Annotated in this window: 9 protein-coding genes and 1 pseudogene; 8 read left to right on the plus strand and 2 right to left on the minus strand. The window is 36.5% G+C overall.

Annotated elements, in window-relative coordinates:
* Positions 1-3 precede the first annotated feature (3 nt).
* The 7 genes and pseudogenes from rplA (at position 4) to DI487_RS10870 (ending at position 11,012) form a co-directional block, all read left to right on the plus strand.
* Positions 4-693: a 50S ribosomal protein L1 gene (gene rplA / locus DI487_RS10840; protein WP_109569658.1), complete on the plus strand. Its 690-nt coding sequence runs from the start codon at positions 4-6 to the stop codon at positions 691-693.
* A 25-nt stretch (positions 694-718) separates the two neighbouring features.
* Positions 719-1,216 carry a 50S ribosomal protein L10 gene (gene rplJ, locus DI487_RS10845; protein ID WP_109569659.1) on the plus strand — a complete coding sequence of 166 codons (498 nt, stop codon included), beginning with the start codon at positions 719-721 and terminating at the stop codon, positions 1,214-1,216.
* A gap of 63 nt (positions 1,217-1,279) precedes the next feature.
* Positions 1,280-1,648, plus strand: coding sequence for a 50S ribosomal protein L7/L12 (gene rplL, locus DI487_RS10850; RefSeq protein WP_109569660.1), 369 nt, complete (start codon positions 1,280-1,282; stop codon positions 1,646-1,648).
* Positions 1,649-1,891: 243 nt separating this feature from the next.
* On the plus strand, positions 1,892-5,704 hold the full coding sequence (gene rpoB / locus DI487_RS10855; RefSeq protein ID WP_109569661.1) for a DNA-directed RNA polymerase subunit beta: 3,813 nt from the start codon (positions 1,892-1,894) through the stop codon (positions 5,702-5,704).
* 72 nt (positions 5,705-5,776) lie between these two features.
* Positions 5,777-10,073: pseudogene (gene rpoC, locus DI487_RS10860) on the plus strand (DNA-directed RNA polymerase subunit beta').
* A gap of 63 nt (positions 10,074-10,136) precedes the next feature.
* On the plus strand, positions 10,137-10,454 hold the full coding sequence (locus DI487_RS10865; protein WP_109569662.1) for a DUF3467 domain-containing protein: 318 nt from the start codon (positions 10,137-10,139) through the stop codon (positions 10,452-10,454).
* Between the two features lie 66 nt (positions 10,455-10,520).
* On the plus strand, positions 10,521-11,012 hold the full coding sequence (locus DI487_RS10870; protein ID WP_109569663.1) for a GNAT family N-acetyltransferase: 492 nt from the start codon (positions 10,521-10,523) through the stop codon (positions 11,010-11,012).
* Here the strand turns inward: DI487_RS10870 and rluF are convergent.
* On the minus strand, positions 11,009-11,800 hold the full coding sequence (rluF, locus tag DI487_RS10875) for a 23S rRNA pseudouridine(2604) synthase RluF (protein ID WP_109569664.1): 792 nt from the start codon (positions 11,798-11,800) through the stop codon (positions 11,009-11,011). The genes DI487_RS10870 and rluF overlap by 4 nt on opposite strands.
* A gap of 112 nt (positions 11,801-11,912) precedes the next feature.
* Here rluF and DI487_RS10880 point away from each other — a divergent pair, with 112 nt between their 5' ends.
* On the plus strand, positions 11,913-12,980 hold the full coding sequence (locus DI487_RS10880) for a ligand-binding sensor domain-containing protein (RefSeq protein WP_245896355.1): 1,068 nt from the start codon (positions 11,913-11,915) through the stop codon (positions 12,978-12,980).
* Between the two features lie 115 nt (positions 12,981-13,095).
* Here DI487_RS10880 and katG read toward each other — a convergent pair whose 3' ends face one another.
* Complete coding sequence (katG, locus tag DI487_RS10885; protein WP_109569666.1) at positions 13,096-15,354, minus strand: catalase/peroxidase HPI; 2,259 nt, start codon at positions 15,352-15,354, stop codon at positions 13,096-13,098.
* Between the last annotated feature and the right edge of the window lie 66 nt (positions 15,355-15,420).

Genomic DNA, 15,420 nt, shown 5'->3' on the forward strand with positions numbered 1-15,420 from the left:
GACATGGCAAAATTGACTAAAAAGCAAAAAGAGGCTGCATCAAAAATTGAAAAAAACAGATTATACACTTTAAAAGATGCTTCTGCATTAATTAAAGATGTAGCTACTGCAAAATTTGATGAGTCTGTAGACATCGCTGTTCGTCTTGGAGTTGATCCGAGAAAAGCGAACCAAATGGTTAGAGGTGTAGTAACATTGCCTCATGGAACAGGAAAAGATACACGCGTTTTAGCGCTTGTAACTCCAGATAAAGAAGCTGAAGCAAAAGCTGCTGGTGCAGATTATGTTGGTTTAGATGAGTATCTACAAAAAATTAAAGACGGTTGGACTGATGTGGATGTAATCATCACTATGCCAGCTGTTATGGGTAAATTAGGTCCGTTAGGTCGTATTTTAGGACCTCGTGGTTTAATGCCGAACCCTAAAACAGGTACTGTAACTATGGATGTTGCTAAAGCTGTTCAAGAAGTTAAAGCTGGTAAAATTGACTTTAAAGTTGATAAAACCGGTATTGTTCACGCAGGTATAGGTAAAGTATCTTTTGATGCTGATAAAATCTATGACAATGCTCACGAAATTATTCAAACATTAATAAAATTAAAACCAACTGCAGCTAAAGGTACTTATATTAAGTCAATCCACTTATCAAGTACAATGAGTCCTGCTATTGCTTTAGATCCTAAAGCTGTATAATTGGTAGTTAAAAATTTTTAGTATCATGACTAGAGAAGAAAAAGCATTAGCTATTGAAGATTTAACTGCACAGTTAGCGGGAGTGAATGTATTGTATTTAGCAGACATTTCAGGACTTGATGCAGATACAACTTCTAACTTAAGAAGAGCTTGTTTTAAAGCAGGAATTAAATTAGAAGTGGTTAAGAATACATTGCTTGATAAAGCAATGGAAGCTTCTGAAACAAACTATGGTGAATTGCCAACAGTTTTAAAAGGAAATACTTCTATTATGATTGCAGAAACAGCTAATGGTCCTGCAAAAGTAATCAAAGAATTCCGTAAAAAGAGCGACAAGCCTTTGTTAAAAGGAGCTTATATCAATGAGGAAATCTATATCGGAGACAATCAATTAGATTCATTAGTATCTATTAAATCTAAAGAAGAAGTTATTGCAGAAATCATCGGATTGCTTCAATCTCCGGCTCAGAGAGTTATCGCTGCTCTTCAAAATCAAGAAGAAAAAGAAGAAGCTGCGGAGTAATTTCCTGAATAAAAAGAACGCACAAATAAATTATTATATTTTACAAAATTAAAAGATAGAAAAATGGCAGATTTAAAACAATTCGCAGAACAATTAGTTAACTTAACAGTTAAAGAAGTTAACGAATTAGCAACAATATTAAAAGATGAGTATGGTATCGAGCCTGCTGCTGCTGCAGTAGTTGTAAGTGGAGGTGGTGATGCTGCTGCTGCTGAAGAGCAAACTGAATTCACAGTAGTATTGAAAGATGCTGGTGCTTCTAAATTAGCAGTTGTAAAAGCAGTTAAAGAATTAACTGGTTTAGGATTGAAAGAAGCTAAAGATATCGTAGATTCAGCTCCGGCTAACATTAAAGAAGGAGTTTCTAAAGATGAGGCTGAAGGTCTTAAAAAATCTTTAGAAGAAGCAGGTGCTGCAGTTGAGCTAAAATAAGCTAAACTTAGGTAAAAAACCAGGTTTAGGCCTTGAGATATTGTCTCAAAGGCCTAAACCATTTTGCGTATAAAAAGAATTTTATCTTTTTTACCAAAAAATAGTAGTCAATACGAAGAAAGAAAATAAACTAACTTTCCTGGTTATTTTTAAAGATGTGTTGATTATTTTTAAAAGGAAGTATAAATTACATAGTGTTTCTGACACGAAAATTACTTTTTTAAATCAAAAATTTGTCCATTGATGATTGCTAATCAGACTCAAAGATTAAATTTTGCTTCTACAAAGAACATTCCTAATTATCCTGACTTTTTGGATATTCAGGTGAAATCGTTTAAGGATTTTTTCCAATTAGAAACGAAATCAGATGAAAGAAGTAATGAAGGTCTTTATAATACCTTCATGGAAAATTTTCCAATTACGGATACGAGAAATCAATTCGTATTAGAATTTCTAGATTATTTTATCGATCCACCCCGTTATACAATAGAAGAGTGTATTGATAGAGGTTTAACGTACAGTGTACCTCTAAAGGCTAGATTGAAATTGTATTGTACAGATCCTGAACATGAAGATTTCGAAACTATTGTTCAAGATGTATATTTAGGAACTATTCCTTACATGACTCCAAGCGGTACTTTCGTTATTAATGGAGCTGAAAGGGTTGTAGTTTCTCAGTTACATAGATCTCCTGGTGTGTTCTTTGGACAATCGTTCCATGCAAACGGAACAAAATTATATTCTGCCAGAATTATTCCTTTTAAAGGTTCTTGGATCGAATTCGCTACAGACATTAACAGTGTAATGTATGCTTATATCGATAGAAAGAAAAAGTTACCGGTTACCACTCTTTTCCGTGCTATCGGTTTTGAAAGAGATAAAGATATTTTAGAAATTTTTGACCTTGCAGAAGAAATCAAAGTTTCTAAATCAGGGATCAAGAAATACATCGGAAGAAAACTTGCTGCACGTGTATTGAATACATGGCATGAAGATTTCGTTGATGAAGATACAGGGGAAGTAGTATCTATCGAACGTAATGAGATCATTTTAGATCGTGATACTATCTTAGATAAAGATAACGTTGAAGAAATTATTGAAGCTGATGTAAAAACAATCCTTTTACACAAAGAGGATAACAATGCAGCAGACTATACTATTATCCATAATACGTTACAAAAAGACCCTACAAACTCAGAAAAAGAAGCCGTAGAACACATCTATCGTCAGTTGCGTAATGCAGAACCGCCTGATGAAGAAACTGCTCGAGGCATTATCGATAAATTGTTCTTTTCTGACCAACGTTATAACTTAGGTGATGTAGGTCGTTACCGAATGAACAAAAAATTAGGCTTGGATATCCCGATGGATAAACAAGTTTTAACGAAAGAAGATATCATTACTATCGTTAAATATTTGATTGAGTTGATTAACTCAAAAGCAGAGATTGATGATATCGATCACTTATCGAATCGTCGTGTAAGAACAGTTGGGGAACAACTTTCTGCACAATTCGGTGTAGGTTTAGCCCGTATGGCACGTACTATTCGTGAACGTATGAATGTTCGTGACAATGAGGTGTTTACTCCGATCGATTTGATCAATGCGAAAACATTATCTTCAGTAATTAACTCGTTCTTCGGAACAAACCAGTTATCTCAGTTCATGGATCAAACGAATCCGTTAGCAGAGATTACACACAAACGTCGTTTGTCTGCTTTAGGACCCGGAGGTTTATCCAGAGAAAGAGCAGGTTTCGAGGTTCGTGACGTTCACTATACGCATTACGGACGTTTATGCCCGATTGAAACTCCAGAGGGACCAAACATTGGTTTGATTTCATCTTTAGGGGTTTATGCTAAAGTAAACGGAATGGGATTCATTGAAACTCCTTATCGTAAAGTTGAAGACGGTGTTGTTGATTTGAAAAATGAACCAATTTATTTGAGCGCTGAAGAAGAAGAAGGTAAGATGATTGCGCAAGCAAATATCGAAATGGATGAGAACGGAAAAATTACAGCAGAAAGAGTAATTGCCCGTGAAGAAGGTGATTTCCCTGTTGTAGAGCCTAATGTAGTGAATTATACAGACGTTGCTCCGAACCAGATTGCTTCTATTTCGGCTTCATTGATTCCTTTCTTGGAGCATGATGATGCGAACCGTGCGTTGATGGGATCAAACATGATGCGTCAGGCAGTTCCTTTATTGCGTCCGGAATCACCAATCGTTGGTACAGGTCTTGAACGTCAGGTTGCTTCTGATTCAAGAGTATTGATTAATGCTGAAGGAGCTGGATTGGTCACTTATGTTGATGCAAACAAGATTACCATTAAATACGATAGAACCGACGAAGAAAGAATGGTAAGTTTTGACGAAGATGAAAAAACATATCAGTTGATCAAATTCAGAAAGACAAACCAAAGTACTTCGATCAACTTAAAACCGATCGTTAGAAAAGGGGATCGTGTAAATAAAGGTCAGGTTCTTTGTGAAGGATATGCAACGCAGAACGGAGAGTTAGCGTTAGGTAGAAACTTACAAGTAGCGTTCATGCCTTGGAAAGGGTACAACTTCGAGGATGCGATTGTGATTTCTGAAAAAGTAGTTCGTGACGATATCTTTACCTCAATTCACGTAGACGATTATTCATTAGAAGTTCGTGATACTAAATTAGGTAACGAAGAGTTAACAAATGATATTCCGAATGTTTCTGAAGAAGCTACTAAAGACTTGGATGAAAACGGAATGATCCGTATCGGAGCTGAAGTAAAACCTGGTGATATACTGATCGGTAAGATCACACCGAAAGGAGAATCAGATCCTACTCCGGAAGAAAAACTATTACGTGCTATCTTCGGTGATAAAGCAGGAGATGTGAAAGATGCTTCATTAAAAGCTTCTCCGTCATTACGTGGTGTTGTTTTAGATAAAAAATTGTTTGCTAAAGCGGTAAAAGATAAACGTAAGCGTTCAAAAGATAAAGAAGATATCGATAAACTTGATGTAGAATTTGAAGTAAGATACAACGAGTTAAAAGATAAATTAATTGATAAATTGTTCTTGATCGTTGATGGTAAAACATCTCAGGGAGTATTGAACGATTTAGGTGAAGAAGTATTACCAAAAGGTAAGAAATTCACTAAAAAAATGTTACAGTCAGTTGATGATTTTGCTCACTTAACGAAAGGGCAATGGACAACTGATGATACAACAAATAAAATGGTAAATGATTTAGTTCACAACTACAAAATCAAATTGAACGATTTACAAGGTTGGTTGAGAAGAGAGAAATTTACTATTACAGTTGGAGATGAGTTACCATCAGGAATTTTAAAATTAGCTAAAGTTTATATTGCTAAAAAACGTAAACTAAGAGTAGGAGATAAAATGGCGGGTCGTCACGGTAACAAAGGTATTGTGGCAAAAATCGTTCGTCAGGAAGATATGCCTTTCTTAGAAGACGGAACTCCTGTTGATATTGTATTGAATCCACTAGGTGTACCATCTCGTATGAACATCGGACAGATCTATGAAACTGTTTTAGGATGGGCAGGTTTAAAATTAGGTAAAAAATTCGCAACACCTATTTTTGATGGTGCAACGTTAGATGAAATTAATGCATTGACTGACGAAGCAGGAATCCCGAGATTCGGTCATACTTACCTTTACGATGGAGGTACAGGTGAACGTTTCCACCAACCGGCAACAGTAGGTGTGATCTATATGTTGAAATTAGGTCACATGGTTGATGATAAAATGCACGCACGTTCTATCGGACCATACTCATTGATTACGCAACAACCATTAGGAGGTAAAGCTCAATTCGGTGGTCAGCGTTTCGGAGAGATGGAGGTATGGGCTCTTGAAGCATACGGTGCTTCAAGTACCTTGAGAGAGATCTTAACGGTTAAATCTGATGACGTGATGGGTAGAGCTAAAACTTACGAAGCAATCGTTAAGGGTGAAACAATGCCTGAACCAGGATTACCGGAGTCATTCAACGTATTGATGCATGAACTTAAAGGTCTTGGATTAGACATCAGATTAGAGGAATAATTTCAAGGGAGTGTGAAAGCACTCCCCTTTATAACGTTTAACGTTTTTTACAAAATCGATAGCATTCATATCATGACAAGATTAAAAGATAAAAACACCGTTAAAAGATTTAACAGAATTACGATAGGCTTGGCTTCTCCGGAATCTATTTTAGCTGAATCCAGAGGTGAGGTTTTAAAACCTGAAACAATTAACTATCGTACTCACAAACCAGAAAGAGATGGTCTTTTCTGTGAGCGAATTTTCGGTCCGGTAAAAGACTATGAATGTGCCTGCGGGAAATATAAAAGAATCCGTTACAAAGGAATCGTTTGTGACCGTTGTGGTGTTGAAGTAACAGAGAAAAAAGTACGTAGAGATCGTGTAGGACACATTAATTTAGTGGTGCCTATCGCTCATATTTGGTATTTCCGTTCATTACCGAATAAAATCGGTTACCTTTTAGGATTGCCGTCTAAGAAATTAGATATGATTATTTACTACGAAAGATATGTAGTAATTCAACCGGGTATTGCTAAAGGTCCTGATGGAGAGACCTTAAATAGATTAGATTTCTTAACAGAAGAGGAGTACTTGAATATTTTAGATACTCTTCCGATGGAGAACCAATATTTAGACGATAATGATCCGAACAAATTCGTAGCCAAAATGGGTGCGGAATGTATCATGGACTTATTATCAAGAATTGATTTAGATCAACTGTCATTCGATTTGCGTCATGCAGCGAATAATGAGACATCTAAACAACGTAAAACAGAGGCTTTAAAACGCCTTCAGGTAGTTGAGTCTTTCCGTGAGGCTAACCAAAACAGAGAGAATCGTCCGGAATGGATGATTTTAAAAGTAATTCCGGTTATTCCGCCTGAGTTACGTCCGTTAGTGCCACTAGACGGAGGACGTTTTGCTACTTCTGACTTGAATGACTTGTACCGTCGTGTAATTATCCGTAATAATCGTTTAAAACGATTGATGGAGATCAAAGCTCCGGAAGTAATCTTACGTAATGAAAAACGTATGTTACAGGAAGCTGTTGACTCTTTATTCGACAATACAAGAAAAGCTTCAGCTGTAAAAACAGAATCAAACAGACCATTAAAATCATTATCAGATTCATTAAAAGGTAAGCAAGGACGTTTCCGTCAAAACTTATTAGGTAAACGTGTGGATTATTCTGCTCGTTCGGTAATTGTTGTTGGACCTGAATTGAAAATGTATGAGTGTGGTTTGCCAAAAGATATGGCTGCCGAACTATACAAACCTTTCGTAATTCGTAAATTGATCGAAAGAGGTATCGTTAAAACAGTTAAATCAGCTAAGAAGATCATTGATAAAAAAGAGCCGGTAGTATGGGATATCTTAGAAAATGTAATTAAAGGTCATCCGGTATTACTAAACCGTGCTCCTACGCTTCACCGTTTAGGTATTCAAGCGTTCCAGCCAAAATTGATTGAAGGTAAAGCTATTCAGTTACACCCGTTAACCTGTACGGCATTTAATGCCGATTTTGACGGTGACCAGATGGCGGTACACTTACCATTAGGACCTGAAGCTATTTTGGAAGCACAGTTGTTAATGTTAGCTTCTCACAATATCTTGAACCCTGCTAACGGTGCTCCTATTACAGTACCGTCTCAGGATATGGTTCTTGGATTGTATTATATGACCAAAGAAAGACTTTCGAGCCCTGAAAATCCGATTAGAGGAGAAGGACAAACGTTCTATTCAGTTGAGGAAGTTCATATTGCTATCAATGAAGGGAAGTTAGATCTAAATGCTCGTGTTAAAGTAAGAGCTAAAGATTTTAATGAAAACGGAGAATTGACATATCAAATTATCCAGACTACTGCAGGTAGAGTATTGTTTAATGAAGTGGTTCCGGAACAAGCCGGTTACATCAATGAAGTATTAACTAAAAAATCACTACGTGATATTATTGGTAATATTTTAGGTGTAACAGATGTTCCTACAACAGCTGCTTTCTTAGATGATATTAAAAATATGGGATATCGTTTTGCATTCCAAGGAGGATTATCATTCTCATTGGGTGATATTAAGATTCCTGATCGTAAACAACAATTGATTGCTGATGCAAACGAACAAGTTGCCGGAATTACCATGAACTATAACATGGGACTTATTACCAACAACGAACGTTACAATCAGGTAATTGATGTTTGGACTTCGACAAATGCATTGTTAACAGAATTAGCAATGAAAAACATTCGCGAAGACCAACAAGGATTTAACTCAGTATTCATGATGTTGGATTCTGGAGCGAGGGTTCAAAAGAACAGATTCGTCAGTTAACCGGTATGCGTGGTTTGATGGCTAAGCCTAAAAAATCAACTGCTGGAGGTGGTGAAATTATTGAAAACCCGATCCTTTCCAACTTTAAGGAAGGTCTTTCGATCTTAGAATACTTTATTTCTACGCACGGTGCGCGTAAAGGTCTTGCCGATACCGCGTTAAAAACAGCCGATGCCGGATATTTAACAAGAAGGTTGCATGATGTTTCACAAGATGTAATTGTTAATTCAGTTGACTGTGGTACATTGAGGGTATTGAGGTAACAGCTCTTAAGAAAAATGAAGAAATTGTAGAAACTCTTGGAGAGAGAATCTTAGGACGTGTTGCATTGAATGATGTAGTGGATCCTTTAACTTCGGAAGTTATTGTTCCTGCAGGTGAAGAAATTACCGAAGCAGTGATCAAAAGAATTGATGCTTCTCCTTTAGAAAGCGTAGAAGTTCGTTCGCCATTGACTTGTGAGGCTGGAAAAGGTATCTGTGCAAAATGTTATGGTAGAAACCTAGCAACAGGAAAAATGACTCAGAAAGGTGAAGCTGTTGGTGTAATTGCTGCACAATCGATCGGTGAGCCAGGTACTCAGTTAACCCTACGTACATTCCACGTTGGAGGGGTAGCAGGAGGTTTATCTGAAGAGTCAAGTATCATTACTAAGTTTGCCGGACGTTTAGAGATTGAAGATCTTAAAACAGTTAAAGGAGAAGATAACGAAGGAAATATTGTGGATATCGTAATCTCTCGTTCTACTGAATTAAAATTAGTAGATGCTAAAACTGGCATTGTATTAAATACGCACCATATACCTTATGGTTCTTATATTTTTGCAAATGATGGTGATGTAGTCGAAAAAGGAACGGTAATTTGTAAATGGGATCCTTATAATGGTGTGATCATCTCTGAATTTACAGGTAAAGTTGAATATGAAGATATTAAGCAAGGTGAAAGTTTCTTAGTAGAGATTGATGAGCAAACAGGTTTCCAGGAAAAAGTTATTTCTGAAGCTCGTAATAAAAAATTAATCCCTACTCTACATATTTACGGTAAAGACGGAGAATTGATCCGTTCTTACAACTTACCGGTAGGTGCCCACTTGATGGTTGATGACGGAGAAAAAATTAAGGCAGGTAAGATCTTAGTTAAAATTCCTCGTCGTTCTTCTAAAGCAGGAGATATTACAGGAGGTTTACCAAGAATTACAGAGTTGTTAGAGGCTCGTAACCCATCTAACCCAGCTGTTGTTTCTGAGATTGATGGTGTTGTTACTTTCGGTAAGATCAAGAGAGGTAATCGTGAGATCGCTATCGAGTCTAAATTTGGTGAAGTGAAGAAATATTTAGTTAAGCTTTCGAACCAAATCTTAGTTCAGGAGAACGACTTCGTAAAAGCAGGAATGCCATTATCAGACGGAGCTATTACTCCGGAAGATATCTTGAGAATTAAAGGACCTTCAGCTGTTCAGCAGTATTTGGTTAATGAAATTCAAGAGGTATACCGTTTACAAGGGGTAAAAATCAACGATAAACACTTTGAAGTAGTGATTCGTCAAATGATGCGTAAAGTTAGAATTGAAGATCCGGGAGATACTTTATTCTTAGAAGATCAATTAGCGCATACTTCAGATTTTATTACTGAAAATGACAAATTATACGGAATGAAAGTGATTGAAGATGCAGGTGATTCTGATACACTAAAAGCAGGTCAGATCGTAACGCCTCGTCAATTACGTGATGAAAACTCATTGTTAAAACGTAGTGATAAAAATTTAGTAGTAGCACGTGATGTTATTCCGGCAACGGCAACTCCGGTACTACAAGGTATTACAAGAGCATCATTACAAACGAAATCTTTCATTTCTGCAGCTTCCTTCCAGGAAACTACAAAAGTGTTGAACGAGGCTGCTGTAGCAGGTAAAGTTGATACTCTTGAAGGATTGAAAGAAAATGTAATCGTTGGTCACAGAATTCCGGCCGGTACAGGTATGAGAGAATACGATAACATTATTGTAGGTTCTAAAGAGGAATATAGTGAATTAATGGCTGCTAAAGAAGAATTTAATTTCTAAATTAAAGCATGTAAATAACAAAAACCTAACAGATTTCTGTTAGGTTTTTTTAACTTTATACCTATGGAAAATAACAATAACAACCCGCAACAAGGTCAGATCAATATTGAGTTGGATGAAAAAACCGCTGAAGGTATTTATTCTAACTTAGCGATTATCAATCATTCAAATAGTGAATTTGTAGTTGATTTTGTGTCTATTATGCCAGGTGTTCCTAAAGCAAAAGTGAAGTCGCGTATTGTGTTAACACCACAGCATGCAAAAAGACTTCTGAAAGCTTTAGCTGAGAATGTGAGACGCTTTGAAGCGCAACACGGAGAAATAAAAGAAGGTGAAACACCTAATATTCCACTGAATTTCGGACCAACAGGTCAAGCTTAAGAAATAGTAAAAAAGTCTCGTTTATTTATAACGAGACTTTTTTATTTTTGAGAAAAATTTTTTGTTATGCAATTGATTAAAGCAGATTCTGATCATTTAGAGGTCATTGATGATTTGGCATGCCAAATCTGGCCTGTGGCTTACAAAGATATTCTGAGTTCGGAACAACTTCAGTATATGCTCAATAAATTTTATGCTAAAGAAGCGCTCTCTGAACAAATGAAACACAATCATGTTTTTTACTTGGCTCAAAACGAAGAAGGTAAATATGTAGGCTTTGTTTCGTATGAGATCAATTGTTCTCCTGATAGAACTAAAATACATAAGATTTATGTATTACCAGAGACACAAGGAACAGGAGTAGGGAAGTTGTTGTTTGAGAAAGTAAGAGAACTTGCTCTTGAAGCCAATCAGCAAGCTATTTATCTTAATGTGAATAAATACAACAAGGCAAAAGATTTTTATACCAAATTAGGCTTCAAAATTGTAAAAGACGAAGTAATTGATATCGGTTTGGGTTACGTAATGGACGATTATGTAATGGAAGTCACTTTTTAACGATTCCTTGTACCGTAATTTCTTTTACCCGAAAATCCTTTTTTATTGTTTGCCGGTAAACTGGCTTCTTCCGTTTTACTGGACGGTTCAATTAATTTATTTAAAGCATCAAGTTCTTTTTTCGTTAATTCACGATATTTACCAACAGGAACATCAAGTGAAATATTAATAATACGAATACGTTTTAAAGCGGTTACTTCATAATCCAGATATTCACACATTCTACGAATTTGACGATTTAAACCTTGAGTTAAGATGATACGGAAAACATATTTACTGATCTGTTCTACTTTGCATTTTCGGGTAATGGTATCTAAAATAGGAACACCATTGCTCATGCGTTGGATAAAACGTTCGGTGATAGGTTTGCTTACCGTAACAATATATTCTTTTTCGTGGTTGTTGCGCGCACGAAGAATTTTATTGACAATATCACCATCGTTTGTCATTAACAGCAAACCTTCACTGGCTTTGTCTAAACGACCAATAGGAAAAATACGTTCCGGATAATTAATATAATCCACAACATTGCCCTTAACACTTTGGTTGGTAGTGCATTCTATACCAACAGGTTTATGGAATAATAGATAAACAAATCCTTCTTTTTTTTCGTTGATTAATTTGCCATTAACACGTACTTCATCATCCGGACCAACCTTGGTTCCCATTTCAGGAATTTCTCCGTTAATAGTAACCCGACCTTGTTCAATTAATTTATCGGCTTCACGACGCGAACAAAATCCACTTTCCGATAAAAATTTATTAATACGTGTTTTGTTTTCTTCCATAATGCAAAGATAAACTTTTACCAGTTATGAATACGTTTAATTTTGAAGCTAGAAAAAGGTATAAAGTGCTTGTTTTTGATTATTTTAGAGGAAAAATTAATAAAAACTATAAATGAAAAATTTTCTAAAGATGTTTATACTATTACTATTAGTGTTGCTTAATTTTTCATGTATAGAGAAAAAAATAGCTGAAATTGAACCAATAAATAGTGAAGTTTTAAACACTTTAAAATCAGATAGCCTTCAATTTACTTCAGGAATACGTGTTATTTTACAAGACACAAAAGGCAATTATTGGTTGGGAAGTCATACCGAAGGAGTTTGTAAGTTTAATGGAAAAACATTTGAATATTTTACAATCAAAGAAGGTTTGCCAGATAATCAGGTACGCTCTATTCAAGAAGATTCAAATGGAACTATATGGTTTGAAACCGCGAACGGACCTTGTAGTTATGATGGAAAAACCATTGCGACTTATCCAAAGGAAGAGATTAGAAACACAAACAGCAAATGGATTAAAACAAAAGATGATCTTTGGTTTACTGCGGGTAATACAGATGGTGTTTATCGATATGATGGTCAACAAATATATTTCTTATTGTTTCCGTTTCCAAGGCCTGAAAATACTGGAGGTAATAATGTAGTAACAAGCCATGCAACAGGAAAAAATAATACAGAATGGATTGCAAGTTATACTGGAGTTTATGGCTACAATGGTATCCAATTTACTATAATGGATGATGCATCTTTAGGTTTGAATATGGAAAATGGGATGTTGCACGTGAGAAGTGTTTTAGAAGATTCTAAAGGTAGATTGTGGATAGGCAATAATGGAATAGGAGTTTTGTTAAAAGAAGGGAATACGACTATTAATTTTTCTGAAAAACAAAATTTAATACATCCTGAAAGTAAAAGAAGCGGTGCTAAATCTCCGGCAGGAACACTAGAACATGTTTTTGCAATTGAAGAAGATAGCGAAGGAAATATTTGGTTTGGCGATAGAGATACTGGAGCGTGGAAATTTGACGGAACAATCATGACAAATTATGAAATAGACAATAGGCTTTCTTCATCCATGATTTGGTGTATTTATAAAGATAATGCCAATAACTTACTCTTTGGAATGGCAAATGCAGGTGTCTATAAATTTAACGGAAAGACTTTTGAGAAAGTTTTTTAAAACAAGGGCTCCCACATCATTTATTTATATATTTTTGTTTTCCTATTATAGGAAGAATACAAAAAAGACAGCCTGTTTCCAAACTGCCTTTTTAATTAGTAATATGTAGAAATTGTTATTTTTTTAAGTCGAAACGGTCTAAGTTCATGACTTTAACCCAAGCAGAAACAAAATCTTTCACAAATTTTTCTTTCGCATCTGAACTTGCGTAAACTTCTGCTAAAGCTCTTAGCTCAGAATTAGAACCAAAGATTAAATCTGCACGAGTTGCTGTGTATTTAACGGCTCCGGTTTTACGATCTTTTCCTTGAAAAAATTCTTTTTTCTCATCAATGGCAGTCCATTTAGTATCCATGCTTAATAGATTTACAAAGAAATCATTCGTCAAAGCACCTGGTTGGTTCGTAAAAATGCCATATTTTGAATGGTCGTAATTGGCATCTAATACGCGTAATCCACCTACTAAAACCGTTAATTCCGGTGCGGTTAGAGTTAGTAATTCGGCCTTGTCAATTAATAATTCTTCCGATTTTGCCGGATGATTTGCATGTAAGTAGTTTCGGAAACCATCAGCAATAGGTTCAAGTACAGCAAATGATTTGATATCGGTTTGCTCTTGAGTAGCGTCAACACGACCTGCTGTAAATGGAACGACAATAGTAAAACCTGCTTTTTTAGCGGCATCTTCAACGGCTGCTGAACCTCCTAAAACGATTAGATCAGCCATAGATACTTTCTTTTTACCGGCCTTAGCATTAAAGTCAGCTTGTATTTTTTCTAATGTAGCCAGTACTTTTTTAAGTTGAGTCGGATTATTAGCTTCCCAATTCACTTGTGGTTCTAAGCGAATGCGAGCTCCATTGGCACCACCTCTGTAATCTGAACCACGGAAAGAGGCTGCTGAAGCCCAAGCGGTAGAAACTAATTCAGAAGAGGTTAATCCCGAGTTTAAGATCATTTTTTTAAGATTGGTAATATCTGTCGAATTAATTTGATCATAATCCGCTTCCGGAAGAGGATCCTGCCAAATAAAATCCTGTGTTGGTACTTCCGGACCAATATATCTTGTTTTAGGCCCTAAATCACGGTGAGTTAATTTAAACCAAGCACGGGCAAAAGCTTTGGTAAACTCTTCAGGATGGTCTAAGAATCGTTTAGAGATTTTGTTGTAGATGGGATCTTCACGTAGGGATAGATCTGTGGTCAACATAGTTGGTTTATGCTTTTTGTTTTTATCAAAAGCATCGGGAACCATAGCTTTCGGATCTTTTGCTACCCACTGATAGGCTCCGGCTGGACTTTTAGTAAGTTCCCATTCATTTCCGAATAAAGATTTAAAGAATCCATGTGTGTATTGAACAGGATTGGTTGTCCAGGTTACCTCTAAGCCGGAAGTAATGGCATCAGTACCTTTTCCTGTTTTATAAGAGCTTTTCCAGCCTAAACCTTGAGCTTCAATATCGGCTGCTTCTGGAGCTTTTCCAACATGAGTTGCCGATCCGGCACCATGTGTCTTTCCAAAAGAGTGTCCTCCGGCAATTAGAGCGACAGTTTCTTCATCATCCATTCCCATTCTTGCAAAGGTAGCACGAATAGCCAGTGCTGCATTTTTAGGATCGTGGTTAGCGTTTGGTCCTTCCGGATTAACATAAATAAGCCCCATTTCAGTAGCTGATAAAGCGTTGGCTAAATGTTCCGGGTTGCGATGCTCTTCTACCCATTTTTTTTCTTCCCCCCAGTTAACCGTTTGAGGTTCCCATGTATCTGCACGTCCACCTGCAAAACCGATAGTAGGGAATCCCATATCTTCTAACGCTACATTACCGGCAAGGATCATAAGGTCGGCCCAAGAGATTTTTTGTCCGTATTTTAGTTTTACAGGTTGTAATAAGCGTCTGGCTTTATCAAGGTTACCGTTATCTGGCCAGGAATTTAACGGAGCATAGCGCTGTTGTCCTTCGCCACCTCCGCCACGTCCGTCACCTGTACGATAGGTTCCGGCTGAGTGCCACGCCATACGAATAAAAAAAGGACCATAGTGTCCATAGTCAGCAGGCCACCATTCCTGAGAATCAGTCAAGACTTTGCGTATGTCTTCTTTTAATGCAAAATAATCTAAAGTGCTAAACTCTTTTGTATAGTCAAATTCGTCTCCTAACGGATTGGATAAACTGGAATTAGCACGGAGTGTGCTTAGGTCTAATTGGTTCGGCCACCAATCTTTATTGGTAGTGGCACTGCTTTTTTCCATTTCTTTTTTTGGTTTACTTCCGAAACCAAAAGGACAGCTTTCCGCTTCTGCGTTGCTTTCTTCTGCTTTGTCGTTACAGCTAAGTAGTACCAATAAACCAGCTGATAAGATTATTTTTTTCATTTCAAATATATTATGATGTTAGATTTTTCAAATATATCTGACTTTTGTTTTATTAAATCTTAGGTT

Source organism: Flavobacterium sediminis (assembly GCF_003148385.1).
In the GTDB taxonomy this organism is placed as follows: Bacteria; Bacteroidota; Bacteroidia; order Flavobacteriales; family Flavobacteriaceae; genus Flavobacterium; species Flavobacterium sediminis.